Raw genomic sequence first — 26,471 nt, 5'->3', positions numbered from 1 at the left:
TGATTCCCTTCAGCTGCAAACAAAACAGGCCAAACACCCCACTGAGGGTGCTCGGCCTGTTTTGTTATATGACATGAAGCTATTATTGCGCGTAATCGCCCGTATAGTTAATTAACGATGTATCGTGTACGCCTTCAATATCGCTTATCGTTTTCATAAAGGCCGTATTATCGTCACGCATCTTAATTTCGACCGTAAGCTCGGTGAAATCCTTGCGTACCGTCTTGGACTTAAGCTTGGAATCGAGCTTGCGCAGCTGCACCCGTAGCTCGGCAGTCGCAAGATCTGTATGGCGGATAATCAAAAGGTAAGCCTGTTCTTTAATTTTACGTTTCGACAGCCATGCCAAAGTCAATCCAATAATGATTGATCCGCCTAGCGCAAGAGGATACATTTTGGCTCCGCTCGCAATACCCGCAGCGATTGCCCAGAACATGTATACGATGTCCAACGGGTCTTTTACCGCAGTCCTAAAGCGCACGATGCTGAGCGCGCCTACCATCCCGAGCGATAATACGATATTCGTGCTAATCGTCATGATGATAAGCGCTGTAATCATCGTCATTAACACGAAGGAGACATTGTAGTTATAACTGTATACGACTCCGCGGAAGGACTTCCGGTAGATCCAATATATAAATAACCCGATTGCGAATGCCGATGCCAAGCCCAAAAACATATCCACATATGAAATGCTTCGAAATGCTTCGAGATGAAGCATGCTTTTTTTGATTACGTCCTGAAAATTAACCGTATCGTTCATTATTGCACCCCTGCTAGTCTATTGTTTAAAATGCTTCATGCCTGCCTCGCGGCAGATGACATATTTCGAAATCGCGGATCGCGTATGGCGTTCCGGTTGGATGACCTTGCGTATATTATCCGGTAGGAAATCATCGAATTTGATTTCCATTATCGTTTGAGCTGGCAGCAGCGTTTCTTCCTGCACCAAATGCGGATCAAACAAATCGAACGAATTGACGCCCGCTGTCAGCCGCTTGTCGAACGTAATCCTGACATTCCCGGGTTCATAAACGTAGGCTTCCCGGAAGTAATCCACGATGACGATGGGTTGAAAAGCACGGTGCGCGAGCGCCGAATAAAAGTCAATTAACAACGGCTCTTTTTTATCTGCCAAAATCTCATAATCTTTACGCATAATGGCGTCATACTCCGCACGGCTAATCACGGCTGCTTCCTTGCAGACGAACTCACCGTACTTGCTCTTGCGCTCGACAGTGATCTTAGCGTCGCTGCCATTGTAGATTCGGATACGATATTTTTCGCGTTTAAAAATACCGTTGTTCTTGTCATACAAAGAATGGTCGTGAGGCCCGTCGAAATAAAGGCTGCGTATGCCGTACCCGTCTATCGACAATGAGTTTTTATCCATAACCAGCATCGTTGATACTTTATAGCGAAGCGAAATATAATCATGCGTATGCATATAATACTTCATTTCGTTTCTAAGCTTCTTCCCTTGAAATAACATTTTAATCCACCTCGAACTGTCTAATGCCGTTGTACTCGTCACCTTCAACATCCGTAAAAGAATCAAAAGAAGTTTGTTCGTGGCCCGAGCTATCTCTTACCACTACGCGCCAGTAATAAATGCCATCATTCGGTTTTTTGAAGGTTGCCTTGTTGATTTGGATATCTTTTTGCGAAGCCACGATTTGGGTAAAGGCAGGGTCCTTCGCTACGGTCACATCATAAAGAAGATCTTCGCCTTGGAGATCGAACGAAATGCCCCAGCTTAAATGAATTTCCGTAGCTTCGTTATCGACATCATCCATATAAAATGGTTTTGGTTTCTCTAGATCGGCAATAAACCGTTCTACGGCACGTTCCGGGGTACTCTTAATCTGTTCTAACTCTTGATCAAAATCGACATTGCGGCCAGGCAAGTAATTCATATCAGGTGCTCTAAAGAGATAAGGCTTTACGACATCCTTATACTGGTTAAGCTGTTTCTCTACGCTGTCTTTGTTAATCCATTTAGCAAGCTCATTCACTTTATCCTTTAATTGCTCAATATGCTCCTCATTCCTGAAATAGCGGTTATGCAACGTATTTCCCCAAAAATTGCTGAGGCCTGCTTGGTATGACCGAATGAAATTACCCTCCCGCTGGAGCTCCCATCCGCCGTCATAGTCCCAAGGAAGGAAATACCATTTGTTAGAATTCAAAGGCGAGTACAAATAGAAATTGTTGGCATCCGTATCCATGTTGTCCATTAAAATATTTATAGCCGTCCACGTTAAGAGGTTTTCCAAATCAAAATGCTCTTCAACTACATCGTCTATAGGCTTTTTATAATTATTCAAATCATCCAGCATACCGATCAATTTATCATGCTCTTCGCGGCCTTTAATTTCAAGAATCGTTTCAAATGCCGCTTTATCATAATCCGGGTCGGATTGCGATTTTATTTGATCAGGGTACCTTTGGAATTCAAAAAAGTTAACCTTATAGAGTTGTCCATATGGATCTAGCCAATGGGACTTGAGAAACATTTCGTTAGGCTGTTCGATTTGACTGTACAAACCGTAGTCTTGATACTTCTGATTTGATTCGCCTTCGGTCAGGTCTTTCACGTACAAGTGGACAAATTGCGTTCTCAAGCTTGTAATATGAGGAATTTGCTCAAGCATATCAAAGCTTAGTTTATTGCGTAGTCTCGAGAGGTCCGTTGAATGCTTGTTTAAATTCAGCGTTCTCTGATTTTTCCACAAGCCTGCCTCATCAAATAATTTTATTTTGTAAGATTTCTGAGCGGCATAGCGAGCCGTATTGCCGCGAAGGCTAATCTTGGCATTCGCTAGGTCAGCGCCGTACCCGAACATCCCCGTCACAGGTCCTTTGCCATCATCGTTACCTTCCTGCATGATGATTTCCATGTTCTCTTCGCTATAGCGATCCGTAATCCGGTTAAGCCCGTACCAGCTTACAGGGTCGGCCTTCCCGGATTTATCAGGCAAAATCGTCACATACAAAGCCTTCACTGAGCCGTCCTCATCACGCTCATAGACCCTCTTATCTTCTGAGATACCATCGCTCTGCACGGACTCCGTAACAGAGCTGCTGCTTTCATTATTTGCTGCTTGGTTGCCGGCTTTGGCACTATTACTGGAACAAGCCGATAACGCAAGCGTCATCACAATAACTGCAGAAATAATGACGCCGGAACCAGCAAGCGACTTTTGTGATTCCTTACGTTGGCTTTTGGTCGTAAGCGGCTGCGAGCAGAACGTATAATAATCAATATTCCGCAGCACATGCAGCAATCTGCCAATGCCAACAGCAAGCGCGATAAATGCTGCTATAAACATCCCGAACCCGTTTAGGTCCAAATTCATCATCCAGTACGTCAAACCTGCATTTGCTACTATAAACAAGCCGCTAATCATAAGAACACCTTTCCGATCGTCAAAGTACATCAGAACATGCACGAGCACAAACATGATAATAAATAAGAAATAACCTAATGTTAGAATGAGAAACAAATCCAGCTGTGCCATCGTAAATCCGATTTTTGGCAGAAACTTCATTCCTAATGCTATGGAAAGAATCGTGAAGAGAAGCTGTACTTCCATTAGGAAGCTCACCTCGCGAAGCAACGTCCTTTGCATTTCTTTTTTTGCTTTATTAATATCCTGATACGTACCCCCATCTAGGACGTTTAAATAATACGTGCGGAACTTCTCGTAAAAAGAGGTCTCGACGGATACGACGAAAACGACCATGGAGGGCACAACCGAAAGAAATGCGTAAAATACGGGTAAATCATAGCTCGGCATGACCAAGAAACGATTGGCTACCTCCTCGCCAGACGGTCCGAACCAATAAACGAAGCTATGAATATAAACGCCGCCATACACGAAACAGCCTGTAAAAAAGAGTGAAGGGTACTTTTTGAAATAGGTTAAAAAAGTAAAATAGTCACGGCTTCTGGCGCGCGGAAACATTTGCTCGAAGTGAAACGAAGAAAGCACGGCAATAATAAAAAAACCAATATCAATGGAAAGCAGAGCCGTAGTCGTAGCTTGAATATCCGTATAAGTAAACAATAAAAACCCGCTAAGCAAGGCCGCCACCACGCCGATGGTGAAGCTTCGAACGATTCGCATGTAATCTTTCAGAGCGGATAGGTAAATGCCTTGAATCCAAATAATAATAAGCTCCATAAAGAATAGATACGCCGCTACCTTGTAGCTTGAATCAGCCGATACCTCTCGGAGAAACAGCCAAGCAACTACAGCACACACCGGCAAACAAACGATTAATGCCCCGTAGTAGGAGGAAAGCAGCTGTTCATACTTTTTCTGATAGATCATATCCGCTATGAAACGCGTAATGACCATCGATATTCCGCTCGTAATAATAATGGAGAAAATAAAACAATACGTTACAGTTGAGATATACAGCTCCCACTCTAAGTAGCTCCCATTAAAGACAGACATCATTCTTTGAAGCGCAATAATCAAGAACATACATAGAACCATGGGTCCAATGGTTGTCAATGAAGAGTAGGCATAAGCCTTGACGTTATTGATTAGTCCTTGCTCCTGAAACAACTTTCTCAGTTCGAAGCCGATTCCAGCCACTTTCGCGAGCCTCCCAACGATTGATAAAGATTACGGTAGCTTGAAATAAAATCCTGATGTTTATAATAACGCTGTACGCGCTCAAAGGCATTTCGACCCATTTGCTCACGAAGCTTTTGGTTTTTGCAAAGCTTTACGACACCATTAGCAAGTTGTTCATAATGCATGACAGGCGCAACTAAGCCAGCCGGTCCGATTCCGTCATCCATCCCGTTAAGCAGCTCTTTACAACTTCCGACATTTGTCGCTACAAATGGCTTCGAACATGCCATTCCTTCCAAAATAGCAAGCGGCTGCCCTTCACTAATGCTCGTAAGCATTAAAACATCCATTTGGCCGATGTAATCCTTGATTTGAACTTCGCCCGTGAATACAAGATCCTTGATTTCCATAGACTCTACCATCTGCATGCATTCCTGGTAATATTGCTCGTCCTCTTCAATTGGACCCATGATATACATTTCGGCATTGGGCACTTCATGCTTAATTAAAGCAAAACTTTGTATCATCGTCTTAATATCCTTAATGGGCACAACCCGTACGATCGCCCCGATACGAATCTTTCCATCCTGCGGAGCCTTTGCAATATCCACATAATTGTTAATGTTCACACCGTTCGGGATAATGCTGATTTTGGATTCTTCGCATCCAACCTCAATCTCAATTTCCTTGTTGCGGCTGAATAGTGTAATGACTTGGTCGGCTGCCTCGTATGTACAAGTAGACAAGTTGTAAAAGTATTCAATCCACAAATCTTTAAAGTAACCTTTTACCCAATCAGCCTTAATAATTTCTTCTTCCCGTTCCCGTGAATAAATGCCGTGCTCTGTTAGCAACAACGGTTTCTTGTGTATATGCTTAGCTAAAGCCCCAACGACGCCCGCATATCCCGTTGATACACTATGGTAAACGTCAGCCATCGGAATTTCATGCCGAATCGTTAAGAATAACGGCAATATCATAGAGCGTACCGTCCAGAACATCTCTGTAAATGGGACCAAATTATATTTATTGCGCCCAAGCTGCTCCAAAATATCGAAATAATCCTTGCTGGATAGGAAGTCTGCAGCTCTTCGGAATTTACTCGTGCGCAGCAAGTCAAAAATGTTCCCCCAGTTAATTGATCCTTCCCCGCTGAGCAGCGCCATCATATCCTGTTGCTGGCTATTTGTGAGCTTAAAGCGGTGTCCCCATTCGCCCTCTTCAAATAAATAAGCGTCGAGAAACATTTCTTTTACCTCAACGACATTGCTTGGCAGCTTGTATTTGTATTGGCCCTTTTGCTTGGTTTGTGCCCCTATTGCGTAAATCACAAACTCATGCTCTGGCATTTGGTTAATAATGCTGTGTATCCAGCTGGATACTCCGCCTGTAATATACGGATAAGACCCTTCCGCAATGATGCATATTCTCATGTGATTACCCACCTAATTCAATCGTGAATTTGGAATTATATACTTCTACGAGATACGTATTCGTGTCTATCTTTTGGACCGAGCAATTGACTTGTTTGCCGATCTTCTTATCGGAACGCAGCACATAATAGAGATTAGAGCGATAGTTGGATACTTCCCCTTTGATGCTGCTCTCAGTCTGAGTGAGCGTCAATTGCGAGGTCAAGGCAACTCCCATATCGAGCGCGGCTTCAGTTGATGTCATCGGGCGAATCCAAGGATATGTCTTTTTCAACCGTTTTATTTTATCCGTAAAGCCTTCATAAAGCTTCTCCCAGGTCTGATTTTTGCTGCGCGCGCTGCTGAGAACGTCATCCGGATGAATAAAGTGAGAGTAGATACCCAAGCCTGTCATTGCATTCGCTTCCGCCCAGCGCTCAAACGTATCCTCCGCATAACCAGAAGTAACGCGAGGCATCTCGATAATGCCGTCCTTCGCAATTTCGTATTCCTGAACATAAGCCATGCCGCTGGCGTCCTCACCATATAGGGAGGAGATAACGGTCAAATCCGGCCACCCTTTCTTGAGAGCCTCCCTTCCTTCCGCATCAAGAACGTTTGAAGGAGGTACATAGGAGAGCAAGGTGTATTTCGGGAATGCTTCGCTAGTGAACTTAAGCACTTCTTTTATGGACTCCGCCATCACGTCCGCGTTTCTCCATGCGTTGTAACCAAAGCTCTCGGAAACGGATTTGTCTACTACCAGTGATTGATGGTTATAACCGTGGATCCCAATTTCTCCGCCGCTCTTAATCACTTCGCGTCCATATGAAATCAATCCGTATCGGTCTTCATCAACTGGCTTCTCGAAAGGAGGCTCCACTTCATCGTGATAGGATTGAATAATGACTGCCGTATATTTTATTCCGTATTTTTTTGCTGCCTTTAGCATATCCGGCCACCAGATTTGTTGATAGAAACTTGGCGTGTCGCGTTCGTATTCACGGTATATGGCAGGTATTACACCCTTTGATATGGGAGCAGGGAAATCATCTATGAAAAATATTTTAGAATTGAATATGGGATAAATAAAATTGGGCTCTAGAAGACTTAAAGAACCCGCGAAAAAGCCGCGGTTAATTTTCTCCTGCAGCATGGTACCGTTAATCATCATAAAAGCGCCTTTACCGTAGGACCGCGTCCATAAGAGGGGATTTCCGTCCGATGTTGTAGCTAGCAGTTCAGCCTGGTCGTCGAGCTCGACGCTCATCGTTGAATTCTCCATAAAGTCATCATTGATGTGAAGCTCTTTTTCGCCAATGAGCACATTTGAGAGCAGCTCGATTCCCATCATTTCATGCAGATCACCGAATGCCGCGATTCCTAATTTCCGATAGAGAACTTGAAAATTAGCATCTATGTTTAAGGAGCTCATAAATAGTACGTAGCCGCCATCATTAACAAATTGATCAATCCGGTTTATATTCCCAAGCTCATCAAGGTTATTGTAGGCAATAATTAAGACGCCACAACCGTTAAATACCGGAGTCTGCTCCGCAATATTAAATTCGGTCGTTTTCTTCTGCATGTATTGAAGCGTGCGCGCTGCGTTATTTTTAAGTAAAACGCTATACTCATCAGAACCATGGTAAACGACGCAATAATTGGTTCCAGACAGCTCTTCCAATGGATGCTCCTTAACGTTGCTAAGCAATGCCGCGCGCTGTTCGGTTAAATTCGTATTATGCTTGAACTGCAATACATACTGAGATCGAGCAACTTGTATGATTACGCCCAATGCCAATATGACTAGCAAGATAATATATATATTTTTGGAGAAATTAAGCTCCTTCTTCATGTCATGCCCCTTCCGACCAAAACCTTACCATGGTGAGGGCTCTATTCGAGAGCCTCAACGGTGACTTTTTCAATGTGTCTATCGTGTTTTGCAGCTTGTCCACAGATTTTGTCATAAAATAGAGCTGAACAAGGCATAAATAAGCTTCTTCACTTTGCGGATACTTCTCAATGTACCTCTGACAGGTTTCCTCGCATGCAATGAATTGGCCCAGTTCCATCTCGGTATTCAGTTTTTCTACGAACGCTGATTCTACATCCTCAGACTGGGAAATAAGCTGCTCTAGTACAGCAACGTATGTATACTTGTACTTAAGCGCGGTGCGATCATCCAAAAAGCCGCTTCGCATAAAACCCTTTAACACCTCTGAGTAAGCGCGCAGCAAATGCTCGTCCGTTTTGTTCTGTTCATAGCGGACGGAAAGCTCCTGAATAGATAATGAAAGCTTTCTTTTGGCTTCCATAATGGCGCTAACCGCATAATGGGAAGTTTCCGTATCCTCATTGCTGACAGCCGTTTGCAATACCTCCAGATAGTTGATGGAGTCCTGCTTCAGAACATCAATCATGACTTTGCGCCTTGCGGAATGCTCGCTCACGATCAGCGCATCTTCGATCGATATAATGTTCAGCTCTTTCTCTATTTCCATCTTTTTATGAATGCCCGTCGTATTGACGGACATTTCTTCCTGCTGCTTCATGATATAATCATCCAGCTTCTCGCCAGCATGGTTGAACCAACGCCTTGGCCAAAACACGGGTAATAACCAGCCTATTACAGGCAGCAGTACCACGATAACAAGTCTTAGCATAAACTCGCGCATCGATTTGCGATAAATGATAAATAAAAGGAGCGCAGACACCAAAATATATAGTCCGTATAATAAACCAATCATATTAGAGATCCCCTTCGACTACCCTCATGCTAATTTCTTTTTGCGCGAAGCGGGACAGCACGAATGCGGCATCCTCTTCCGCCGAGTTGGAAAGAATAACGAGCACTTTCCCATCACTAACTGTGCCAATATAATCCGTTTCCCGCAGCATGCTGGTCACCTTTTCCGAATATTGCTTCAAGGACATCTGGCCAAGCTCCCCTTCGAGCAGCAAGTAAGGGGTGTTATGCATGGTTTTTGCTAGTTTCTTGCTAGAAATAATTTCTTCAAACGCCTCTTTGTGCAGGACCGAGGTTCCGTCGATAAAGCGGCGGCTTTCCGTCGCATCGTAATAAGCAAGCGCGCGCGACAAAGCAGAGGATACCAAATCGGAAGTAACCTTGAATAGGTTCTGATAGTATAATGAAAACTTGTCGATCGACATGCCTTCAATAGCTATAAAGGCAGCAATGTTATCTTCATGGTAGATAGGCACGCTCATCAATGGAGCTTGGCTGTTCAGCTCTTTATTCACATAAACCTTGCCGTCTGCCATCATTTTTTGAATGTATGCATGATCTTCGACACGAATCGATTTGCTAACGGCTCCACCTGAATCGTTGGAATGCGCAACAAGACGCATGAATGAACGGTTTGGGCTAAGCGTGTAAATGGATACGGTTTGAACGCCCATAATGGATTTGACTACGTTAACCGTAGACATAAATACTTTTTCGAGCTCTAAGCTCTCCAGTTCTTTCGTAATCGAGTGAATTTTCCCGAAACTGTCGCCGCTGTTCAAAATCCGCTGCTGAAGCTCGTCTTTTACTTCGCGTACTTCCGTGTACACCCCGTTTAAAAATTCGTAACGGTTTTCCAGCTCGTCAATCTTTTGTTCTTTTGCTTGGATCATTCTATTTTTCCGTTCCACGGAATAACCGACTACAAGTCCAATGAATAAATAGATCGCAACCTGAAAGAAGAAATCCGTATCATACATAAGAGATACGATTTCATGTCCGTCATTTAATTTCTTGAATAAAAACAAGCTAATAGCTAGGACAACTGCCAAGATAGATTGGCGGCTGCCATAAATAATTCCAATAATAGTTATGTAGAACAATTCCACATCAATCAAGCCATAGGCGCTGCTTTGTTGGCTTAGCACGATCCATGCGGTTAAAGCAAAAGCTAATACATTCTCGGCATAAGGTTGAATACTCTTCAACCATACTCTCGTTGAAGTAGATTCCTTGGCTGCTTCCGTTGTTATGCTTGCCGCGCTTTCGCGACTCGCTTGATTCGACTGGAACCATGCAAAGGTTCGTTTCAATCCCTCGTCCGTATCATACATGGGCGACCAATCCAACTCGCTCTTAATCTTCTCGTTATTGAGCGTAGAACGACGGATATCACCGGCTCTATTGTCCGTATGGTGAATTTCCTTCACAGTATGCAAACCCTTTAATACATCTGCCAATGAGTTGATGCTGCGCTCCGAATTAGTCGATAGGTTATACACCCCTGAAACCGGTGCGTAGGACGCTCGGAATATCGCATCCGCTACATCCTCAACATATATGAAATCCCTTGTTTGCTCCCCGTCCCCATGTATAAATAGAGGCTCGCCCGAGCTGACACGATCCATAAAGATCGATATGACGCCGCCTTCTCCTACACTGCCTTGACGTGGTCCATAAACATTCGAGAACCTAAAGCATACGGTATCCAAATCGTACAGCTGGCTCCATTTCAAGCAGTATGACTCGCCTACCCATTTGCTTATGCCATAAGGTGAAATCGGATCACAATGATCCGTCTCCACTAACGGCAGCTTATCATTCATGCCATAAACGGCAGCGGATGAAGCAAACATAAACTTTTTCACTTTATATTTTCGGGAAAATGTCAGCATGTTCACTAATCCAAGAACATTGGATTCCGTATCCAATCTTGGATTGCTGACCGATTCCGCAACACTGACTTGAGCGGCTAAATGTACGACTGCATCAAAGCGGTTCGAGCGGAAAACTTCCTCGCATTTAGGGTCCTCAACAGACAGCTGATACCCTTTATGTTTGAAATTAATGTTCTCCTTACGGCCCGTTGATAAATTATCTATGATATAGACCTCGTAACCTTCTTTATGAAACCTATCCGCTACATGAGATCCAATAAAACCATAGCCTCCAGTAATAAGAACTTTCACAAATCCACCCCGTCTTTATAGTATAAATATGGATACAATAACCACCCCAAGCTCTGGCTGACGATAAGAATAGATCCAGCATCGAGAAAGAAAGTCTTGTTATTTTGTCTATTAATTGTATGTAAATGTCGAATGCTAACCTATGATAACACAGGTGATTCATTTAGACTACGGAATAACTATAATAATGTAGAATTATGAGAGTTCACTCAATTCTTTGAAATATTATCCTCTTTTGTTCTACATAAACAAACAAAAAAACCCTAAATTCGACAATATCCGGGAAGTCGCTCATCGCGCAATTCGCTTGATATTATCGAATATATAGGGCTTTCGTCGTTAGGTCAAAAGAATTATGATTTCATCTACTTTTGAACGATAGAAAATGGTTTCATGATGCCGTCATTCGGGAGCATCGTCTTTGACGAATCAGAAAGCAACACGCCAATTGCAACGGTATCCCCTTCCTTTACTCCTAGCAGGTCTAGCGCGATTGCGAACTCCACGACTTCATTTGTCGACACATATTTTTTGATCGTTTTTAATGACTCCACCTTTTTCCAAGACCAATCGCTTCCGGAGCCCGAATAAGCATACAGCGTTCCGTTCTCCAGCATGAATTCCGCTCCGCTCTCCGTCAGCTTCGTAGACTTGTAGCCTTTTTTGGCATCATTATCCGTGTTGAAATACAGTTGTACTTTGCTGGATAAGTCGCTACCTTGAAGCAGAACGTTTACATGCGAATCGGCCAGTATTGCCTTCAATGATTTCGGATTCGTTTCACCCGTCATGAATGCCGGAATGGAATCCCAATCAGCCGTTTCTCCATTTATGACGATAGACGGCTTAGCAGGCTCCGGTGTAGACGTCGGCGTCGGCACCGGTGTCGGTATCGGTGTAGGCTGAGCAGTCGGTACCGGTGTCGGGCTTGGTGTCGGGCTTGGTGTCGGCACTGGCGTCGGTATTGGGGTCGGACTCGGTGATGAAACGGCGGGATCATTCCCCGTCCATAATCCGATCGCAGCAAACTCTTTACCTGACGGAAGTTTATCTGATTTAGAGTCATTCCATACATAACCTGCAGATATCGTTGTCGGTTGGGTCATTCCCAAATCCGATAATGCAATTGAAACTTCAATTACCGTATTGTTCTTAACGAATTTCTTTAGCTTCGCATAATCTTTAACGGTGGTCCATGTCCAACTCGTACCGTTTGTTCCGCTATACTTGTACAGCACTCCGTTCTCGATTAAATAGTCTGCACCGCTAGAAGTCCAATAAGGAACTTGGAACCCTGTCGTTTTGTTATCGTCCGTATTGAGGAAGAATTGTCCTTTTTGCTCCAATAGGCTTCCATAAATGAACAGAGTAAGCTCTTGATTCGATAGAATCGCTTTTAAGCTTTGCACATTAAACGATCCTTCGCTAAGCAGCGGTACATCCTTCCAATCGGCCAAATCGCCGTCAATCTTAATGAGTGGCAGCTGATCCAGCTCAGGCAATGTTTCAACTGGACCTTCATCCGGCACATTCGGTGTTTCGATAACCGGAGCAGTCGTCACCGGAAGGATAAATTCACTGGCGCCGATGTCCACGCTCACGCCTTGCAGACGTACGGCGTTCTGGAAATCAGTAGCCCCATTCAGATCAGCTTGCGCCAATCCTGTATTAATGGCAGGCGAAGTGCCCTTCAATTGCGGATTGCCGTTCTTGTCTACAAGCAGCGGATCGGCAAAAACCGAATGGGCGTCATGGCCTGTCGCTTTTTTATACGCATCCCATGTCGAATACGAAACTCCTTGCCATCTCCATGCCACGGCGTCCGGCAAACCGTCGGGCCGATACATGAGATTATAATCAATGACGTTCCCTGAGCCGCTTACGTTTGACTTGTATATAAATGCTTTCTTAGAGGTGCTATAAATTAAATTATTCATAATTTTATTATTCTTGTTGTTCCATTGAAGCGTAATTTCCCCATAGCCTTGATTTAACGTATCATTCTCGATGAGCGTATTATTCGATATCATGTTATCCGTTGCTCCGCCATTTGATGAGCTTGAGCCACCCATAATAATGCCGGCTCCAAAGTTATGATGGACGTAATTGTTACGCACAATGATTTTATTCGTCAGCTTACCTTCCTTCTCGCTAGCAAGCTCGATACCGAAATCGTTATTAAAAACGAGATTGCGTTCGATAACGACTCCCGTTCCCCCATCTACATAGATGCCCCCAGCTGCATGAACTCCCTTATAAGCCGGATTCGTTGAGGAGTCAATGTTATATACGATATTGTCCGATACGGTTCCGTTTCGAGCTTGGTCGGTGCACAGACCCGAGCATGCGCCATAAAATCCAGCAATATCAATGCCAATATTATTATTATCATGAATACTATTGTTGCTGACGGTGAAGCCGTTGACATTGCCGCTTAAAGTTACGGACTCGCTGTATCCTGTCGTCAAATGATGAACCTCGTTGCCGCTAATTCTAATATTGCTCATTTCGACGCTGGAGCTTCCGTAGAAATGAATGCCATGCGCATTGCCGCTAGCCGCTTTGTTGGCAATATCATGTATGTTGTTATTTAAAATATGAACGTCATGGCTGCCATCGCGAGCTCTTATGCCTGCTGGCGTAACCGAGCTGCTCGTTGATGTTACGTTACGCAATTCGAAACCGTCAATAATGATGTAACTGGCGTTTACGAGATGAAATAACGCATTTTTTCCGCTCGCAGGCGCTAAACCGGTTGCATCTAGTATTGGCTTTTCCCCAGGATGCGCCTGAAACGTAATATACCCGGCCTCTTTGGAGCCTGAAGCCGTAATATTTACGTATTCCTTATAAATACCGCCTCGCACGTAAACCGTGTCTCCAGCCAGTACGGTGTTCGCTGCCTTTTGAATCGTTTTCCAAGGCGCTTCTTTCGATCCAGGGTTGTTATCGCTCCCGGTTGTTGCTACATAATATACATAACCGCCCGTTGCCGCCTCTACTCGAGAACCTGATACGAGGGGAAAGGACTCTACTACTACCATAATAATAAGAAACAATAGAAAAAACAGCTTTACGTACCTAGGGCCGGCTATGCGTTGTGTGTGTAGCTTCATAGTAGAATCAGCATCCTCTCTAGCCAATATTTCATTGTTTGAAGCCATCCTTTTTTTCGATTAGCTTATAATAGATAAATTATACCAAATGAATGCTACATGTTCATGAGGTATATAACCTTACTAAAAAATACATTTTAAAATATCGTACTCAATCAGAAACCGCGTTTATCCGACAAAAGCTCACATTAAATCATTTTATTTTCGCCTAGCAACGAATACATATCGATTTTTGTAGAATTATGTATGCAACCTAATTCTACACGCGGCATCCTTGCACCTTTAAAGATTAAAAATAAATTTGCCGAAGCTGTATAAACATAGATTTAGACGTATCTCGTCATATAACCGCGAATTTTATATTTTTTTGAAGTAAAGCGATCTCATATGGTAAAATGTGTCCGAAGCCTTTTTGCAAGCGATGGGAAGACTTAAATAATAACGTACGATCATTCCGCTATATTGGAGCCGCATATGTTGATGACTATGGATACCCCTATTTCTCAGTATATAATTTTTGTCGTTATTTCCGGTGTTCTAAGCGTGCTGCTTGCCATATATGCATACAACAACAAGAATAAGTTCACAGGCATGAAAGTTTTTATGTGGTCGACAATCCTATCCGCTGTATACACCTTTGCCTTTGCCTTTGAGCTCGCCAGCGATTCGCTTCGCGAAATTCGTTTCTGGCTGAATATCGAATATATTGGCATGCCGTTTATTTCGCCCTTAAGCTTGCTGCTGATTATGATTTATGTCGGTATCGAGAAGTTCAATACGTTTAAGAAATCTTGGGTCTTCTTTATTATTCCTTTCATCACGCTGTTAATGGTATCGACTAATGAATACCACCATTTATTTTATAAAGATCTATTTCTCAATCCTCATATCGAAAAGCCTATGGTTGATGTCATACCCGGTCTATGGTATTACGTCCATGGTAGCTACACGTCCGGCTCTATGTTTGCCAGCTTGTTCCTATTGTACCGATATTGGCGGAAGACCAAATCCATCTACCGCAAGCAAATGATAACGCTAGCTATTGGCATTATGCTCCCGATGCTGGGAGCGCTCGCTTACGTGCTCGGCATTACGCCTCTCGGCATGGACCCCGTGCCCATATTGATGTGCATTACATCCACCTTATATGTGACTTCGATCTTCTCGACCTCGCTTCTCACCGTCGCGCCGATTGCGCGTGAGCACATATTCGAGAGCATGCGCGATGGGGTGCTTGTCCTTAACCTGGAAAACCAAATCATGGATTTCAATGGAGCCGCTGCCAAAATCATACCCGCCCTGACTCCCGAAACGATCGGACAAAAGCTGGAGCATATCTGGAAGCGCGGTGCGGAGACCGGTGCCTTTTCCTTAGGCTCGGACGAAGCCCTCGACCATGAGGAGGAGCTCAAATGGGTACGCGGCGGAGAAACCTTCTATTATCGGATTAGGTCCTCCAGGCTCCTTAAGTCAAATGGCCAACTCGCTGGCAGAACCATCGTCATGATCGACGTTACCGAGCATACGCTGCTGCAGCATAAGCTTCGCTATCTCGCGGAGATCGACGGTCTTACTTCTATATATAACCGTACCTTTTTCATGGAAAAAAGTAGAGAATTGCTGGCAGCTGCTCACCAAAGCCAAGCCCCGCTCTGCTTTATTTTGTTTGATATTGACCACTTTAAGCAGATTAACGACCGTTATGGACATAGCGTAGGCGATTTCGCTCTAAAGCATATCGTAATGATTTCCCAGCAATTTCTGCCAGAGCACGCTTTGCTTGGCCGGTACGGCGGCGAGGAATTTGCCATAAGCCTGCCGAGTACCACGCTGGCGCAAGCCGGTCAAATCGCTGAACGGCTGCGTGCAGAGATTGCCGCCAACCCGCTATATAGTTCGGCTAAAGCAATAACGATTACCGCAAGCTTTGGAGTTACTCAAGCTCGAACCTCGGATATACCGCTTGAAATGCTGCTGAGCGAAGCAGACATCGCCTTATACCGGTCAAAACATACGGGAAGAAACGCCGTACATCTTTCTAATAATGGCAGCATACATGCTTTTCAAGATAAATAACTATACTAGCGGGAAAGAGATAGGTGGGATTGACTTATGCTTAGAGCAACTAACCTGCGCGACAAATTGCGTTTCCGTCCTAGCCCTCCGCAGGTTATGACTTTTGGCTTTATCTTGCTTATACTGGTTGGTGCGCAGCTTCTGTCACGGCCTATATCCTTCACGAACGATACTTCTATCTCCTACTTAGACGCTTTGTTCATGTCGGCAAGCGCTACCTGCGTGACCGGCCTTACCGTACTGAATACAGGAACTCATTTCTCCACTTTCGGACAGGTTGTCATTATCCTATTAGCCCAGATCGGCGGTCTCGGCTTTATGACAATGGCAACCTTATTTGCCCTACTGTTTCGCAAGCGAATTTCGTTCCGGGAAAGACTCGTGCTGCAGGAATCGATGAATTACGGATCGACGGAAGGCATCGTGCGCATGATTCGCAAAGTTCTGCTATACGCTTTAGTTATCGAGCTGTCCGGCGCTATCCTGCTGAGCGGCTATTTCATGCTAGAGATGCCGGTTGGACAATCCATATATTTTGGGATATTCCATAGTATCTCCTTTTTCAACAACGCAGGCTTCGATTTGTTCTCGCAGTTTCCAGAGCGTGCCAGCAGCCTTATTCATTACGTAGAGGATCCGTTCGTCAACATCGTATCCATGCTGCTTATTTTTTTCGGAGGAATTGGCTTCATTGTTATTTCAGAGCTGGTGACATACCCCAAAAACAGAAAGTTTAGCCTGCACAGCAAGGTGGTTTTATCGGTCACCGGCCTACTCACCGCATTCGGTGCCATTGTCATTTTCGCGCTCGAGTTATCCAATCCGCATACGCTGCAGCCATTGTCGGCTATCGGCAAATTTCTCGGTGCTTTGTTCCAGTCCGTCACCGCGCGTTCAGCAGGCCTGAGCACGGTAGACCCCTCTATGCTTAGGGAAGTGACGCAATTTTTCCTCATACTGCTTATGTTCATCGGCGCAGGTCCAGGTTCTACGGGAGGCGGTATCCGCGTGACGACCTTCGCTATTCTCATAGGCGCGATTATTGCGATGATGCGCGGCAAGGACGACGTCGTACTGTTCCGCTATCGCATTGCCAAGCAGCAAATCCACCAAGCGATCATGTTCACGATGATTGCCTTCTCCATCATTTGCGGGGCGACAATGCTGTTATCCATTACGGAAACCGGCTCGTTTCTGGCTATATTGTTCGAGGCCACATCCGCGTATTGTACGGTCGGCATGTCGGCAGGGTTAACCAGCCACCTCAGCGAAATCGGCAAGGTTATCATTATTTTGCTCATGTTCGTCGGGCGCCTAGGTCCTGTTACGCTCGCTTTCGCGCTCAATACGCGCTCGAAGAAAGAACTGTACCGTTTCCCTGAAGGGAAGATCACAATCGGCTAAGCCGCGGTTTGCATCTGCAATCCGACCAATGATACGATTAATGAGGACAAATCATTTGCGTGATTAAAGGAGCTTTCGTTCTGATGCCATTACATTCACATATTCACGCCGGTCATGCCGCTGACGATGCGGCAATTGACCGCACCGGGCGCGTGCTGATCGTGACCGCCGTTGATGCCGAGCGGGAAGCGGTCCTTCGCGGATTAGCCGGCTTGCCGGGCATCGACGTCATCGCGGCGGGAGTAGGCTCAGCCGCAGCCGCAGCCGGAACTGCGGCTGCTCTTGCCTCGCCGGACGCTGCCTATCGTTTAGTAATTAGCGCAGGCATTGGCGGCGGCTTCATAGGCAAGTCGGCAATTGCCTCTCTTGTTGTTGCCGATCTTATCGTTGCTGCCGATTTAGGCGCGGAGTCGCCGGAGGGCTTCCTTAGCTTAGACGAGCTCGGTTTCGGCTCAGCACGCGTGGCTGCAAGCACCGCTTGGAACAGCCGGCTGCTTGCAGCCATTCAGGGCAGCGGCTTATCCGTATGCGGCGCGCCTATTCTTACCGTCACGACAGCAACCGGCACCGCTGAGACCGCAAGCCTGCTCGCACGGCGGATTAAAGGCGCCGCTGCTGAAGCAATGGAGGGACACGGCGTCGCGGTAGCGGCTGAGCGTTTCGGCATTCCAGTCACGGAAATTCGTGCCATATCCAATGCAGTCGGACCACGTGACCGCTCTGCATGGCGAATTGGCGACGCACTCGCTGCACTAGAAGCAGCAACCAAGTCAATACGGGAGGTACTATCATGAATATTGCATTTTCACCCTGCCCGAACGATACATTCGTATTCCACGCTTGGGCACATCAACTCGTCCCAGGCGCGCCAGAGCTGGATGTCACCTACGCGGATATTGACGTCACGAACAACTGGGCAGCCAAGTCCAAAGGTCCGGAGGTTATGAAAATCTCCTATGCGGCTTTGCCTTGGGTCCTTTCGGAATACAAGCTTCTGCCCTGCGGCGGCGCGCTTGGGAGAGGCTGCGGCCCGCTTGTCTTAACCAACGGGACCAATGCGGCTCCCGCTACTTTGGCTGGCAAACGCGTCGCGGTACCGAGCGAACGCTCCACGGCCTATCTTCTATTCCGTCTTTGGGCTGCCAAACATGTCCCAGGCGGCGTGGGAGAGATTGTGGTCATGCCGTTTCACGAAATCATGCCAGCCGTTCGCGACGGCAGCATCGATGCGGGCTTAGTCATTCATGAAGCGCGCTTCACCTACCCAAACTATGGGCTCCACATGTTGATCGATCTCGGCAGCTGGTGGGAATCAGACACCGGTCTGCCTATCCCGCTCGGCGCTATTATTGCTAAGCGCACGCTCGATACCGAGGCAATCACGGAGTGGATCCGTTCATCCGTCCAATACGCCTGGGCTCATCCGGACGAGTCCAGCCGTTACGTCATGATGCATGCTCAGGAGCTTTCCCCAGAGGTCGCTCAAGCGCATATTGATTTGTACGTCAATTCGTTTACGGCTGATTTGGGCGAGGATGGCTATGCCGCAATTACGGCTCTGCTCGGCCGAGCTGCAGAAGAAGGACTCGTACCGAGCTTTGACATGTCGCTGCTGAAACCATAATGAATTTCAGCTTAAATAACGGCTGACGCGTATCGTTTTTTTCGACTTCGACCCATAAAAAATGGCTGAACAGAATGATGTCTGTTCAGCCATTTTTCGATCTGCTTATTAGATAGCAGCACGCGTCACCTCTCCGTACGGCGCGAACTTATCGCTTGCAACGCCATTGCTGGCTGCCCTTGCCCGTTTAATAGAAGCCACTGCGAACCGTTACAAGCTTGCCGTCGCCCGCAATGCCATAAACCACGACCTGATGCGCCTTCTCGCTTACTCCAAGCGTATCACCACTACCTTATAAGCATAAAAAAAAGACTGTCTCCGCAGGCCATCGGCCATAAGGACAGTCTCGCTTAATCTTTCCTTTAATCCTTATCCATAAGCTTAAGCGATCCAAAGGGATCGCCGCCCTCGCTATTCGCATTATCCGATTCCACAAACCGCTTAAGCGCAGAAAGCTTGTTGTCCCAATAGCGCTCATAATAAGCGAGCCATCGCTTCAACTCCAGAAGCGGCTCGGGATCTAGGCGATAGCGCGTTTCTCGTCCAACCTTCCTATCCTTTACCAGACCGGCATCCGCCAGCACTCGTAAGTGCTTGGACACAGCCGTACGGCTCATCGTGAAATGGCCGCTGATTACGGTAACCGGCAGCTCTTCGTCGCCAAGCAAATGCAGCAGCCTACGCCGCGTAGGGTCAGCAATTGCTTGGAAGACATCATGCTTTGGCGCGGGCTCCGCCATTCTAGGCTCCAACGTATTGGCTTAGTTTCTTTACGATACCAACCCAACCCCCCGACATTCTCTCGCGGACTTCCTCATGCGTTTGACCGAACTCCGTCACTTTATTTACGTCCCAGCCTGCATGGATAAGCGTAAACTCTGTTTTCTCGGCTAACTCGACAAGCTCAAACGTTAATGACCAATCCTTGCCCCACTCGAAAGTTAGTCGGTTAGGCGGATCAAGTACGGTTACTTTGCAAGGAGAGTTGCCAAAGGGGCCTGCCTCAAGATGGAATTCGCAGCCCAGCTCCGCCACGAAATTGTTCGGCATGAACCAAGCCGCGATGCCCTCAGAGGTAGCTACGGCGTTCCATACCTTCTGGATCGGCGCATCGAGGAGCAGCGTTTGCCTAATATCAGGCAACGTATTTTGCGTTTGATTGTTATCCATTTGGTAGCCTCCATAAGTTGTTGTAAGGGAATAGATTTGAACCGATAATATGAAACCTTTTGGTTTCGCATTACGATTATATGACACCTTATGGTTTCGTGTCAAATGGGTAACAGATAGATTATTATGGATAAAGCGATACCGACGAAAGGCAGATCCAACCTTACGCATCCAGCTCTTTGGCAAGCATTAACCTAACACTGGGGCAATACGAGGCAGGCTGCGACATACCCGATTGTATTGCTAGCACATATTTCGATGCTCATCATATGGCATTCATTAATTCGAATAATAATTCCGTAGAAACACCTTTATTTTTTGGGGATGACGATCATCAAAATCAATATTATTATACAACAACAGGTAAATATAATACGGACTCTAAAAATGGAGAATCCAATAAGATTACTACCGCTGTATATATTGAAGCCACAATGTATATATTTTACGATATTTATATCGGGAGATGCTTTTGCACGCAAATGATTTAGCAGACCGACAGGATATTACGGGTTGAAGGCGAATGATATGAGCAAAAGAATCGAAATCAAACTGCAACTACAGTAGAATATAAACGATCATTAGAAGTGGGTGGTCATCATTTTTGAGAAGATGTATGCCAAAAACGTTATGGATTCCTTATATTATCTATTTATATTTATTAGGTCGGATCCACTGAACCCCGTATTATATCAACTATTATGTAACTACCAATGCTGGCTTCAAGAAGACACAAGAATGAATCGTCGTTGCATTAAAATGTTAGTACATGAACTGGAAAAAGTTAACGACCACGCATACAAAATGACGATTATCTCTAATCTTCAGAAGATAAGATGGTTTGCAGGAGCTAAGGACATGACAAGCATCTATCAAAGCATACTTCCAATCAAGTACATATTACAAAGTTTAATACATGTAATAGAGCAAACGGAGGCGGCAAAGATAAGTGTTATGGCAAGTTCCGTGCATAACTATCCCTCTTTTATATCCGGTAAGTATCGTTGTGGCCCTTTTGATTTTTGGAACGAGCATCTGAGCTATTACAATCGAATCTATCACAGCGATTTCATGGATGATTGGAAACATTTATTTATAAAGAGTTAGCCAACGGACCGCAAAACCATCCTTTGTTTAATACAGTGAACTACCGTGCACGTAATGTTCCATAAGCATTTTCGCGATGTTCAGCGCTTCCGTCCGATCGCGGGCCGGTGGCCGAGATCAAATAGCCGTTCTGAGCCGACCAACCTTTGCTACGGGTCTCCAAATGCCTCAGTCTCTCCCTGTGTTTACAGGATACGTTTACAAAAAAAGCGACAGACACGGACTTTTCTCGTCCATGCTGCCGCTTTATCTATTATCATGGCTGAGCTGCTACTTGCTTACGAAAACCATGACAGTATGGATGTAGAATACCTCCATATCCATTATGCATTATGCATTATTCGATGCTAGCCACAGCTTCATGCATGCTCGCTTCTATATGGATATGAGCGAGAGTTGCTCCGACCATTTGCCTCCCACCAGCTTACCGCCCGAGAATGCAGCTTCGCGAATAGGCGCAGATGCAATCGCATGTTTCGCATTCGTTGCAGCTGCAAGAATGAAGCTAGCTGCATCGCCCTCCTTCGGAGTTAACGGGTTCTCTGAAATAAGCGGATACGTTTGCAGCAGCGCATCATCCAGAATCCATCCGAACTTCTCAGCCAGCTTCGCGCCTCTTGCCAGCAAATCACCGTTTCCAAACGGACTCCATGCATCCAAAATATTGTCCGAGCCTACGTGAACCGTGACGCCTTCAGCTATCAGTTGGTCTACGCGCGGCATTGCCCTATCGAGCGGAACGCTTGTTATAATCGCGACATCGTTTGCTTTCAGCTTCTGGGCGAGCTCTCTTGATTCAGACTCAGATACCTGGCCAAGGCAATACGCATGGCTAACCGCTGTCCTTCCGCCCTTGCTCGCTTGCAATGTCAGATCGGCGAACCGACTAATCGTATATAAGCCCAAATGCCCCGGGTCGTGCAAATGAAGGTCCACGCCTGCATTAAACTCGGCACTCAGCTCGAACGTCGCTTCTAGGCTTCGGTCAACTTGCCGATCAAGACCTGCCGGATCGACGCCGCCTACGTATTCGGCACCTGCGCGGAGCGCATCCTTCATCACTTTAATCGAATCGGAACGGAGAAGCCCTTGCTGCGGGAACGCCACGATTTCGATATCCATCACGCCGCGATACTCCTCTCGCACCTGAAGAACATGCTCCAAATGTGAAATCCCGATTTGCGGGTCCACATCGACATGGGTTCTGATTTTGGTCGTGCCGTGGCTAAGAAGCAGTTGGATAATCCTGCGAGCACGCTCGGCAACCGTCGTCGGAAGCGAAGCAAGCATTGACTTTTCGAACGATAATTGCCCGGGCAATGTAATAAACGGTTGCAGCGGCTTCCACGGCTCGCCAAGGAAATGCTTGTCTAGATGGATGTGCATATCGGTTGTAGACGGCAAATAATGCAAGCCCGCCGCATCCCGAACGCTGCTCGTATTTACCCCTACGGAAGCATTCGTGCTTGGCGCTATTCGCGAGATCAAGCCTTTTTCCAAATCCAATGTCAGATCAAACAAGCCTTCGTTTATGCGTACGCGATTTATTTGTGTAATGGACATGTTCGTCACCCTCGATTTCATCATTTAGTTAGTGAGCGCCTAGATAGGCTTTGATCATTCGGTCGTCATTCAGCAGCGCGGAGGACGAGCCGTGCAGCGCAATGCTTCCATTATCCACGACATACCCCCGCTTCGCAATCGACAGAGCCTTGTGAGCCATTTGCTCGACGAGCAGTACGGCAGTCCCGTCCTTCGCCAGCTCGCCAATCGTAGCGAATATTTCGTTTACAATAATCGGCGCAAGACCGAGTGAGGGCTCATCCAGCAATAGCAGCTTCGGCTTACTGATCATCGCCCGCGAGAGCACGAGCATCTGCTGCTCGCCTCCGCTGAGCGTGAACGCTAGCTGATGGCGACGTTCATGCAGCCTTGGAAACCGTTCGAATACAAGATCCAGCTCCTTTTCGAATTGCTGCTTCGAATAGGAGCCGATTTTTCTTTTGAGACCCATCCGCAAATTTTCCACGACCGACAGCGTGCCAAACACCTCTCGCCCTTCCGGGACAAGCGACACGCCGAGATTCGAGGTTTTGTTCGCGGATAGCTGGGTTATCGGCTTGCCGTCCAACTCGATGACGCCTGCATTTGGGCGTACGAGGCCAAGTACCGATTGGAGCATCGTCGTTTTGCCTGCCCCGTTCGAACCGATTACCGCCACGATCTCACCTTTGCCAAGCTCCACGTCAACACCCTTCAAAGCTTGAATGGCGCCATAGCGCACTTCTAGTCCCTTAATGCTCAGCACTGGCAGCAACCTCCTCTCCGCCTAGGTAGGCCTGTATGACGCGAGGGTCGCTCAGCATTTGCTCCGGACTTCCCGTTCCGATCACCCTGCCGAAATCAAGTACCGTCACCGTATCGGAAACACGTTGCACGAAATCCATATGGTGCTCGATTAATACGACCGTTATGCCATGCGAAACAAGCTTCCGCAGGAGTTCCTCCAGCTGCTCGATCTCAGTCGCCGTCATGCCCGCCGCAGGCTCATCGAGCAGCAGCAGGCTTGGCGAGGTTGCCAAAGCACGCGCAATCTCAACCATGCGCTGATGCCCGTAGGGCAGCTGGCTTGCAGGCATATGCCGGTCTCCCTCGTAGCCGATGAGATCCAGCAGCGCATGGGAACGCGCCTCCATTTGCCGTTCCGAGCGAAGCTGCTTAGGCGTTCGAAGCAGAGATGCCCCTAAGCCGCTGCGCTCCCGCTTCGTCATGCCGGTCATGATATTCTCAAGCACCGACAGCTCTTTAAATAACCGCGAATGCTGAAACGTCCTTGCGATGCCGAGCTGGGCCACCGCCGACAACGAGCGCGGCACAAGCTTCTCGCCATGCAGCTTGAATGAGCCTTGCTCCGAGCTGTACAAGCCGGAAATGACATTAAGCAGCGTCGTTTTGCCTGCTCCGTTCGGTCCGACCAATGAATGAACAGTACCGGATGCAACCGAGAAGCTGACATCCTTCAAGGCATGCAAGCCGCCAAAATACTTATTGATGCCCTCAAGCACGAGAAGCTCCTTAACCTTAGCTTGCGTGAAATCGTTAAACAAAACTGCCTCACCGCTTGCCGTGCCGGGAGAGGCTATCTGGCTTTTAGGGGCAAATCGGCTCAAATGCGGTGCAAGCCAGCCTGCCACTGTGCCAGCAATACCCTTCGGCAGGAAAAACAGCACCGCGAACATAATGCCGCCGTATAGTGCCATCCGAAGCTTTTCCATATCGAGTACTTCAGGCAGGAACACGATAATGGCCGCTCCGATAACCGGACCAAGCACTCTCCCCGACCCGCCTAGAATAACGATCAACACCAGCTGGACGGAGGTTTGGAAATTGTACGTGTCCGGACTAATGAAGCTGTTCGTATGCGCGTAGATCGCACCGGACAATCCTGCCAGCACCGAGCTGATCGCGAACCCGGCATACTGCACCGTAAACTTGCGAATGCCCAGCGACGCCGCCGCGATTTCATTTTCCTTCGTCGCAATCATCGCCCTGCCCCAAGACGAGCGGCGCAGATTGCGGGCGATCAGCAGTGCAATAACCGCAATCGCCAGCACGAATATATACATGCTCTTCAGATCGAATATATAACCGGCAACCTGCGGCTTCGCAATGCCGGAAATGCCGAGCGGTCCGCCCGAGAAGCCGTCCCAACGGATCAGCACCTCATGGATAACGACACCGAAGGCAATGGTAATCATAGATAAGTATACGCCGCCCGCCCGAATGGTCGGTATGGCAATCAAGCTTCCGATAATCAAGGATACCAGCATGCCGATCAGCGCTACCGTCCAGAACGATAGTCCGTAGGTGGTGCTGAGAAAGGATGACATATAAGCGCCTATTGCCATTAGCCCTGCATGGCCGATAGAAACAATGCCGCAATAGCCGATTAAGATATTCATGCCTGTGCATGTAATGACGAAGATTCCGATCATGAACAATAGATTGAGATAATACGTGTCGACCATCCATGGACCGGCAGCAAGCAGCCCCACGGCTGCGAGACCCGCAATCCATCCGGCAGCCGTGCGGTAACCAAAGCTTTTTTCGATAAGTTGATTCATCTGTGCACCCCCTGACGTTTGCGAACTTACACTTTTACAATCGTTTTTCGTGCGTTGAACAAGCCCATCGGCTTCCAATACAGCACGAGAATAACTAAACCGTAAACAAACATCTCTCTGAATGCGGTCGAAATGTACTGCCCGATGAACGCCTCCGAAATGCCGAGAATGAGTCCTGCTGCAACGATTCCTTTCGGATTGTTGACGCCTGCGAGAATGGCAACCGAAATCGCCTTAAGCCCGAGAGGCAGGCCGATATCGACGGACACGGCATAATTGGTAGACATCAATGCGCCGCCGATGCCAGCGAGCAGACCGCTCAGCACGTAAGCGACTGCAACGATCTTGTTGCTGCTGACGCCCATAATCTCTACGGCCGTCCGATTGTCGGCGGTTGCCCTAAGCCATAATCCCCAATGCGATTTTTTGTAAAATAAAATTAACAGCACCAGCAAAACTCCGACAACCGGAAGAAAAATAAACTCCTTCCAGTAGATGCCTGCGCCAAAAATGCGAAGCATATCATCGCCGACAGGTGAAGGCGTTACCCCTTCATCCGGACCGTTAACGTACAACGCGACGTCTTGAATAATAATGCCTACCGCTATCGTGCTGAGCACCCACTCAATCGAATTCGCGCCCTTGTCGAACTTGCGGATGGCGAGTCTCTCAATGCCTAAATTGAGTAAACCCACGATTAACGCCGCAAGCGCGAATGAGACGAGAAAGGGCAGGTGCCCTAGCTCGGATAATCCGAACATGAGCACCCCGCCAAGCATGACCAGCTGTCCTTGCGACATATTCAGCGTGCCGTTCACGACGAACGTCAAGCTGTAGCCAAGCGCAATCAAGGCATATAGACATCCGACTGAGAGCCCGCTAATGACGAGCTGAAGTATAAGCGACAT

Annotated in this window: 18 protein-coding genes; 4 read left to right on the top strand and 14 right to left on the bottom strand. The window is 46.9% G+C overall.

Annotated elements, in window-relative coordinates; translation table 11 throughout:
• Nucleotides 1–82: 82 nt before the first annotated feature.
• The 8 genes from AC0YN3_RS14830 to AC0YN3_RS14795 all read right to left on the bottom strand — a co-directional run bounded on the left by AC0YN3_RS14830 (nt 83) and on the right by AC0YN3_RS14795 (nt 14,058).
• On the bottom strand, nt 83–763 hold the full coding sequence (locus AC0YN3_RS14830) for a DUF4956 domain-containing protein (RefSeq protein ID WP_475775802.1): 681 nt from the start codon (nt 761–763) through the stop codon (nt 83–85).
• Between the two features lie 18 nt (nt 764–781).
• The gene (locus AC0YN3_RS14825) at nt 782–1,492 is read right to left on the bottom strand and encodes a polyphosphate polymerase domain-containing protein (RefSeq protein WP_475775801.1); all 711 of its coding nucleotides are present in this window, start codon (nt 1,490–1,492) and stop codon (nt 782–784) included.
• A gap of 1 nt (nt 1,493) precedes the next feature.
• Entirely contained in the window at nt 1,494–4,607 is a 3,114-nt protein-coding gene (gene pelG / locus AC0YN3_RS14820; protein ID WP_475775800.1) for an exopolysaccharide Pel transporter PelG, read from the bottom strand.
• Nucleotides 4,583–6,022, bottom strand: a complete 1,440-nt coding sequence (pelF, locus tag AC0YN3_RS14815) for a GT4 family glycosyltransferase PelF (RefSeq protein WP_475775799.1) — start codon at nt 6,020–6,022, stop codon at nt 4,583–4,585. The genes pelG and pelF overlap by 25 nt, the downstream gene beginning before the upstream one ends.
• A 4-nt stretch (nt 6,023–6,026) precedes the next feature.
• The gene (locus AC0YN3_RS14810) at nt 6,027–7,859 is read right to left on the bottom strand and encodes a DUF2194 domain-containing protein (RefSeq protein ID WP_475775798.1); all 1,833 of its coding nucleotides are present in this window, start codon (nt 7,857–7,859) and stop codon (nt 6,027–6,029) included.
• A gap of 1 nt (nt 7,860) precedes the next feature.
• Nucleotides 7,861–8,754 (bottom strand): tetratricopeptide repeat protein, encoded by an 894-nt coding sequence (locus AC0YN3_RS14805; RefSeq protein ID WP_475775797.1) that lies wholly within the window; start codon nt 8,752–8,754, stop codon nt 7,861–7,863.
• 1 nt (nt 8,755) lies between these two features.
• On the bottom strand, nt 8,756–10,942 hold the full coding sequence (locus AC0YN3_RS14800; RefSeq protein ID WP_475775796.1) for an NAD-dependent epimerase/dehydratase family protein: 2,187 nt from the start codon (nt 10,940–10,942) through the stop codon (nt 8,756–8,758).
• Nucleotides 10,943–11,307: 365 nt separating this feature from the next.
• Nucleotides 11,308–14,058, bottom strand: a complete 2,751-nt coding sequence (locus AC0YN3_RS14795; protein WP_475775795.1) for a right-handed parallel beta-helix repeat-containing protein — start codon at nt 14,056–14,058, stop codon at nt 11,308–11,310.
• Nucleotides 14,059–14,538: 480 nt separating this feature from the next.
• On the opposite strand from AC0YN3_RS14795, the gene AC0YN3_RS14790 reads away from it, so the two are divergent.
• The 4 genes from AC0YN3_RS14790 to AC0YN3_RS14775 all read left to right on the top strand — a co-directional run bounded on the left by AC0YN3_RS14790 (nt 14,539) and on the right by AC0YN3_RS14775 (nt 19,162).
• A complete protein-coding gene (locus AC0YN3_RS14790; RefSeq protein ID WP_475775794.1) occupies nt 14,539–16,134 on the top strand; it encodes a histidine kinase N-terminal 7TM domain-containing diguanylate cyclase in 1,596 nt (531 codons plus the stop codon).
• 36 nt (nt 16,135–16,170) lie between these two features.
• A complete protein-coding gene (locus AC0YN3_RS14785) occupies nt 16,171–17,538 on the top strand; it encodes a TrkH family potassium uptake protein (RefSeq protein ID WP_475775793.1) in 1,368 nt (455 codons plus the stop codon).
• A gap of 83 nt (nt 17,539–17,621) precedes the next feature.
• On the top strand, nt 17,622–18,332 hold the full coding sequence (locus tag AC0YN3_RS14780) for a futalosine hydrolase (RefSeq protein WP_475775792.1): 711 nt from the start codon (nt 17,622–17,624) through the stop codon (nt 18,330–18,332).
• Nucleotides 18,329–19,162 carry a 1,4-dihydroxy-6-naphthoate synthase gene (locus AC0YN3_RS14775; RefSeq protein ID WP_475775791.1) on the top strand — a complete coding sequence of 278 codons (834 nt, stop codon included), beginning with the start codon at nt 18,329–18,331 and terminating at the stop codon, nt 19,160–19,162. The genes AC0YN3_RS14780 and AC0YN3_RS14775 overlap by 4 nt, the downstream gene beginning before the upstream one ends.
• A gap of 362 nt (nt 19,163–19,524) precedes the next feature.
• On the opposite strand, the gene AC0YN3_RS14770 is transcribed toward AC0YN3_RS14775, so the two are convergent.
• From AC0YN3_RS14770 to AC0YN3_RS14745, 6 genes are all read right to left on the bottom strand, one after another.
• Nucleotides 19,525–19,902, bottom strand: coding sequence for an ArsR/SmtB family transcription factor (locus AC0YN3_RS14770; RefSeq protein ID WP_475775790.1), 378 nt, complete (start codon nt 19,900–19,902; stop codon nt 19,525–19,527).
• 1 nt (nt 19,903) lies between these two features.
• A complete protein-coding gene (locus AC0YN3_RS14765) occupies nt 19,904–20,332 on the bottom strand; it encodes an SRPBCC family protein (RefSeq protein WP_475775789.1) in 429 nt (142 codons plus the stop codon).
• Nucleotides 20,333–21,814: 1,482 nt separating this feature from the next.
• The gene (locus tag AC0YN3_RS14760) at nt 21,815–23,002 is read right to left on the bottom strand and encodes an amidohydrolase family protein (protein WP_475775788.1); all 1,188 of its coding nucleotides are present in this window, start codon (nt 23,000–23,002) and stop codon (nt 21,815–21,817) included.
• A gap of 28 nt (nt 23,003–23,030) precedes the next feature.
• Nucleotides 23,031–23,747: an ABC transporter ATP-binding protein gene (locus AC0YN3_RS14755; RefSeq protein ID WP_475775787.1), complete on the bottom strand. Its 717-nt coding sequence runs from the start codon at nt 23,745–23,747 to the stop codon at nt 23,031–23,033.
• Nucleotides 23,734–25,563: a branched-chain amino acid ABC transporter ATP-binding protein/permease gene (locus tag AC0YN3_RS14750; protein WP_475775786.1), complete on the bottom strand. Its 1,830-nt coding sequence runs from the start codon at nt 25,561–25,563 to the stop codon at nt 23,734–23,736. Before AC0YN3_RS14750 ends, AC0YN3_RS14755 begins: the two co-directional genes overlap by 14 nt.
• A 26-nt stretch (nt 25,564–25,589) precedes the next feature.
• Nucleotides 25,590–26,471 (bottom strand): branched-chain amino acid ABC transporter permease, encoded by an 882-nt coding sequence (locus AC0YN3_RS14745; RefSeq protein WP_475775785.1) that lies wholly within the window; start codon nt 26,469–26,471, stop codon nt 25,590–25,592.

It is taken from the genome of Paenibacillus sp. J22R232 (genome assembly GCF_056269165.1).
The sequence above is the reverse complement of the archived record's forward strand: the minus strand, read 5'-3'. Positions and strand labels throughout refer to the sequence as shown.

Bases quoted from the DNA above. Each gene is read 5' to 3' on its own strand.
- AC0YN3_RS14830 (WP_475775802.1), bottom strand. From the start codon at position 763: ATGAACGATACGGTTAATTTTCAGGACGTAATCAAAAAAAGCATGCTT.
- AC0YN3_RS14825 (WP_475775801.1), bottom strand. From the start codon at position 1,492: ATGTTATTTCAAGGGAAGAAGCTTAGAAACGAAATGAAGTATTATATG.
- pelF (WP_475775799.1), bottom strand. From the start codon at position 6,022: ATGAGAATATGCATCATTGCGGAAGGGTCTTATCCGTATATTACAGGC.
- AC0YN3_RS14810 (WP_475775798.1), bottom strand. From the start codon at position 7,859: ATGAAGAAGGAGCTTAATTTCTCCAAAAATATATATATTATCTTGCTA.
- AC0YN3_RS14805 (WP_475775797.1), bottom strand. From the start codon at position 8,754: ATGATTGGTTTATTATACGGACTATATATTTTGGTGTCTGCGCTCCTT.
- AC0YN3_RS14795 (WP_475775795.1), bottom strand. From the start codon at position 14,058: ATGAAGCTACACACACAACGCATAGCCGGCCCTAGGTACGTAAAGCTG.
- AC0YN3_RS14790 (WP_475775794.1), top strand. From the start codon at position 14,539: ATGACTATGGATACCCCTATTTCTCAGTATATAATTTTTGTCGTTATT.
- AC0YN3_RS14785 (WP_475775793.1), top strand. From the start codon at position 16,171: ATGCTTAGAGCAACTAACCTGCGCGACAAATTGCGTTTCCGTCCTAGC.
- AC0YN3_RS14780 (WP_475775792.1), top strand. From the start codon at position 17,622: ATGCCATTACATTCACATATTCACGCCGGTCATGCCGCTGACGATGCG.
- AC0YN3_RS14775 (WP_475775791.1), top strand. From the start codon at position 18,329: ATGAATATTGCATTTTCACCCTGCCCGAACGATACATTCGTATTCCAC.
- AC0YN3_RS14770 (WP_475775790.1), bottom strand. From the start codon at position 19,902: ATGGCGGAGCCCGCGCCAAAGCATGATGTCTTCCAAGCAATTGCTGAC.
- AC0YN3_RS14765 (WP_475775789.1), bottom strand. From the start codon at position 20,332: ATGGATAACAATCAAACGCAAAATACGTTGCCTGATATTAGGCAAACG.
- AC0YN3_RS14760 (WP_475775788.1), bottom strand. From the start codon at position 23,002: ATGTCCATTACACAAATAAATCGCGTACGCATAAACGAAGGCTTGTTT.
- AC0YN3_RS14750 (WP_475775786.1), bottom strand. From the start codon at position 25,563: ATGAATCAACTTATCGAAAAAAGCTTTGGTTACCGCACGGCTGCCGGA.
- AC0YN3_RS14745 (WP_475775785.1), bottom strand. From the start codon at position 26,471: ATGTCGCTTATACTTCAGCTCGTCATTAGCGGGCTCTCAGTCGGATGT.